Consider the following 2,054-nt stretch of genomic DNA (forward strand, 5'->3'; position numbering starts at 1 on the left):
CGCCCACCCCCCACTGGCCGCAACTGCACCTTGCCGCCCACGTGCCCCCTGACCTCGCCGATACGTCCGTCCCGCACATCCACGGCATGACTGCCGACGGCCGGCCGCTCCCCGCGCACCACGGAGGCCAGCTTCTCGGCGACCCGGACATTGCAGCGCCCGAGGTCGACGAGCGGGAACGGCTCACCACTGGCGCCCGTCACCGGATCCACGCACAGCGACGGCAACACGACACCGGCGCCGACGAGGGCCTCCCGCAACGACGCCACCACTTCTTCGGTCGACGGCACACTTGCCTCCCGCATCCACACAGAGTTTGCGATTCACAACACAGCGTGGCGGGCGCCGCTCTAGCCTGGCCATACGGGAGACACCAACATCTCCACTGTTCGACCTGGAGCTGCCATGCCGGGACCCAAGGACCTCGACCCGTCGTCATCGCCCCGCGCCCTGCTGGGCGCCGAATTACGTCACGCCCGCGAAAAGAAGGGCCTCAGCCAGGAGGCCCTGGGCCTGAAGCTGTTCGTCAGCGGCACGTTCGTGGGGCAACTGGAGGCGGGGACGCGGCGGTTGCGGCCGGATATGGCGCCGCTGGTGGATGAGGTGCTGGGCACGAACGGGTTCTTCGAGCGGAACTGTGAGGCTGCCAACAAGTCCAGGTATCCGGAGCACTTCGCGGAGGCGGCGGAGGCGGAGGCCCAGGCGACGGCGATCAGGCAGTACGCGACGCTGCTGATCCCGGGGCTTCTCCAGACGCCGGGTTACGCGAGGGCCGTATGCCGCGCGTATCAGCCGACGGCTCCTGAAGAAAAGATCGAGGAGCTCGTGGCAGCCCGCATGGAGCGCACCCGGCTCCTCGACAATCCAACAGAGCCGCTGTTGTGGGCGGTGATTGACGAGGCGGCATTGCGCCGAGTGACGGGAGGACCCGAGGTAATGGCGGAGGCCCTGCGTCACATCGCCGATCTGTGCCGCCGGGGCCGGGCCATCGTGCAGGTGCTGCCGTTCGGTGCCGGAGCGCACGCGGCCATGGAGGGCTCCATCAAGCTGATGGACTTCGAGGACGCCCCTCCGATGGTCTACTTCGAAGGGGTCGGCACCGGACGGCTGGAGGACGACCCGGCAACCGTCAAGCACCAGAGGTTCACCTACGAACTCCTCACGGCCTGCGCGCTCTCGCCGCAGAAGTCTCTGGCCCTGATCGAGACGATGGCCCAGGATTACGCCCATGAGGAACATCCCTGAGCATGACCTGAGCGGCGTCACCTGGCGCAAGTCCCGCTACAGCGGCGGCAGTGGCGGCGACTGCCTCGAAGTAGCTGACGGCCACCCCACCCTCGTCCCCGTCCGCGACTCCAAGAACCCCCACGGCCCGAAGCTCATATTCCGAGCATCCGCTTGGGCGGCCTTCGTCGAAGCGGTCAGGATCTGACCTAATCGACTCCTAACGTGGCCGTCATGACTGAGACCACGTACAAGACCGATGAGCGCGCCGACCTGCTGGAGGCACTGGCCAAGCAGCGCCACTTCCTCCGCTTCACCACGCGCGACCTCACCGACGAGCAGGTGGGGCAGCGGACCACGGTCAGCGAGCTGTGTCTGGGCGGCCTGATCAAGCACGTCACGTCGGTGGAGCGGAGCTGGGCCGCCTTCATCCAGCACGGCCCGTCGGCGATGCCCGACTTCACCGCCATGACCGAGGCGGACTTCGCCAAGCGCGCCGACGAGTTCCGGATGCTGCCCGGCGAGACGCTGGCCGGCGTGCTGGCGGCGTACGAGGAAGTGGCCCGCGAGACCGACGAGTTGGTCACCACCCTGCCCGACCTGAACGTCACCCACCCGCTGCCCAAGGCCCCGTGGAACGAGCCCGGGGCTCGGATGTCGGCCCGCAGGGTGCTGATGCACGTCGTCGCCGAGACGGCCCAGCACTCGGGTCACGCCGACATCATCCGCGAGGCCTTGGACGGCGCGAAGAGCATGGGCTAGTCGGGCACAGCCGGGTTCGTGAGGGTGTCGACCTGGGCGGCGAGGTCGGGGTGGGCGGGGGCCAGGTG

At 68.4% G+C, this 2,054-nt stretch carries 4 protein-coding genes; 3 read left to right on the forward strand and 1 reads right to left on the reverse strand.

Going from position 1 to position 2,054, the window contains the following annotated elements; genetic code table 11:
• On the reverse strand, positions 1-290 hold a 290-nt coding region (locus L0P92_RS44070), incomplete at its 3' end, for a hypothetical protein (RefSeq protein ID WP_234768757.1).
• 115 nt (positions 291-405) lie between these two features.
• Between L0P92_RS44070 and L0P92_RS44075 the strand changes: the two genes are divergently transcribed.
• From L0P92_RS44075 to L0P92_RS44085, 3 genes are read left to right on the forward strand one after another with little or no spacing between them, the layout of a single operon-like run.
• Positions 406-1,245, forward strand: coding sequence for a helix-turn-helix domain-containing protein (locus L0P92_RS44075; RefSeq protein ID WP_234768754.1), 840 nt, complete (start codon positions 406-408; stop codon positions 1,243-1,245).
• Complete coding sequence (locus L0P92_RS44080) at positions 1,229-1,432, forward strand: DUF397 domain-containing protein (RefSeq protein WP_234768755.1); 204 nt, start codon at positions 1,229-1,231, stop codon at positions 1,430-1,432. Before L0P92_RS44075 ends, L0P92_RS44080 begins: the two co-directional genes overlap by 17 nt.
• A 26-nt stretch (positions 1,433-1,458) precedes the next feature.
• Positions 1,459-1,986, forward strand: coding sequence for a DinB family protein (locus tag L0P92_RS44085; protein ID WP_234768756.1), 528 nt, complete (start codon positions 1,459-1,461; stop codon positions 1,984-1,986).
• Positions 1,987-2,054 lie beyond the last annotated feature (68 nt).

The sequence above is a fragment of the Streptomyces muensis genome (assembly GCF_021474425.1).
Classification (GTDB): Bacteria; Actinomycetota; Actinomycetes; order Streptomycetales; family Streptomycetaceae; genus Streptomyces; species Streptomyces muensis.

What these genes read in the sequence shown, in the direction of transcription:
- L0P92_RS44075 (WP_234768754.1), top strand. Translation starts at nt 406, where the DNA reads ATGCCGGGACCCAAGGACCTCGACCCGTCGTCATCGCCCCGCGCCCTG.
- L0P92_RS44085 (WP_234768756.1), top strand. Translation starts at nt 1,459, where the DNA reads ATGACTGAGACCACGTACAAGACCGATGAGCGCGCCGACCTGCTGGAG.
- L0P92_RS44080 (WP_234768755.1), top strand. Translation starts at nt 1,229, where the DNA reads ATGAGGAACATCCCTGAGCATGACCTGAGCGGCGTCACCTGGCGCAAG.